General features: G+C 38.5%; 2 protein-coding genes. Both read left to right on the forward strand.

The genetic code is table 11. The features are described from left to right. Positions 1-88 precede the first annotated feature (88 nt). On the forward strand, positions 89-1,126 hold the full coding sequence (locus tag QSJ36_RS12755) for an IS1595-like element ISSag10 family transposase (RefSeq protein WP_285468792.1): 1,038 nt from the start codon (positions 89-91) through the stop codon (positions 1,124-1,126). A 23-nt stretch (positions 1,127-1,149) separates the two neighbouring features. Continuing rightward, positions 1,150-1,644: a lincosamide nucleotidyltransferase Lnu(C) gene (gene lnu(C) / locus QSJ36_RS12760; RefSeq protein ID WP_019543803.1), complete on the forward strand. Its 495-nt coding sequence runs from the start codon at positions 1,150-1,152 to the stop codon at positions 1,642-1,644. Positions 1,645-1,725 lie beyond the last annotated feature (81 nt).

The raw sequence follows: 1,725 nt of genomic DNA on the forward strand, positions 1-1,725 counted from the left end.
GGCTCTGTCACAACAAATGGTTGATTTTTGACGAGAAATAGCGTATAATAATAGTAAGAAACAGTACCACCGAAGGAGGTAATTGGATATGCCTACTATCAAAGACGCATTAGATATTATCGGTAAGTTGACTGTCGCAGAGCAGGAAAGCCTTAAAACAATGCTTTTAAGTCCTGCCTTTGTAAAGTCTTTGAATATTGAAGATTTCGTAGCAAAGGAACGCTTTGCAAATGGTCGTGTATGCCCTCTTTGTGGCTGTATCCATGTGGTTCGCAATGGTCATCGTAAAGATGGCACACAGCGATATGTATGTAAGGATTGTGGCAAGTCCTTCGTGATTGCTACGAACTCCATTGTGTCTGGTACAAGAAAAGACTTGTCCGTGTGGGAGCAGTACATTGATTGTATGATGAATGGCTTATCCATTCGTAAGACTGCTGTTGCTTGTGGGATTCACAGAAACACCGCATTCCTTTGGAGACACAAGATTTTGGATGCACTTCAGAATATGGCAGACGATGTTACCCTTGACGGCATTATTGAGGCTGACGAAACTTTTTTCGCCATCTCGTACAAGGGCAATCATAGCAAGAGTAAGACATTTGCTATGCCACGCAAGGCTCATAAGCGTGGTCATTCTACACATATCAGAGGCTTGTCCCAAGAAAAGGTATGTGTTCCTTGTGCGGTTAATAGGAATGGCTTGTCTATCTCCAAGATTACGAATACTGGTAGAGTTTCTACAAGAGATTTACATCATATTTATGATAGTAGGATTAAGACCAATTCCACTCTTGTTACGGACAAGATGAACTCCTATGTGAGATTTACAAATGCCAATGGCATTGACCTTGTGCAGTTAAAGACTGGCAAAGCCAAGAAAGGCATTTATAATATCCAACATATCAATAGCTACCATAGCCAGCTAAAGAGGTTTATGCGTGGCTTTAACGGTGTTTCTACCAAGTATCTGAACAACTATCTTGTGTGGAATAACCTTGTAAATTACGCCAAAGAAAGCGACATGGAGAAAAGGAACATCTTCTTAACTTTCGTTTTGGCAACATTGAAAACTGCTAAATGCAGAGATTTATCAAACAGACCAGCAGTTCCTCTGGTCGCCTAATTAGAATTTGTGGAGATGATAAGATGGTCAATATAACAGATGTAAAACAGATTCTTCAATTTGCAATAGATGCGGAGATTAAAGTCTTTCTTGATGGTGGCTGGGGTGTAGATGCTCTTCTTGGATATCAGTCAAGAGCCCATAATGATATTGACATTTTTGTAGAAAAGAACGATTATCAGAACTTTATAGAAATAATGAAAGCTAATGGCTTTTATGAGATTAAGATGGAATATACAACATTGAACCATACTGTATGGGAAGATTTGAAAAACAGAATTATTGATTTGCATTGTTTTGAATATACGGACGAAGGTGAAATTCTTTATGATGGGGATTGTTTTCCGGTAGAAACTTTTTCGGGTAAAGGAAGAATTGAGGAAATAGAGGTTTCCTGTATTGAACCATATAGTCAAGTAATGTTCCATCTGGGATACGAGTTTGATGAAAATGATGCACATGATGTGAAGTTATTGTGTGAGACACTTCATATCGAAATTCCAAATGAGTATAGATAACTGCAAATAACAGTTTGTAGGGGAGTTCTGATACTCCCCTATAAAAATGGCTATTTATCAACTGTTTGTTGTGACATAGCC

It is taken from the genome of Akkermansia sp. NBRC 115031, assembly GCF_030268505.1.
GTDB lineage: Bacteria > Verrucomicrobiota > Verrucomicrobiia > Verrucomicrobiales > Akkermansiaceae > Akkermansia > Akkermansia massiliensis.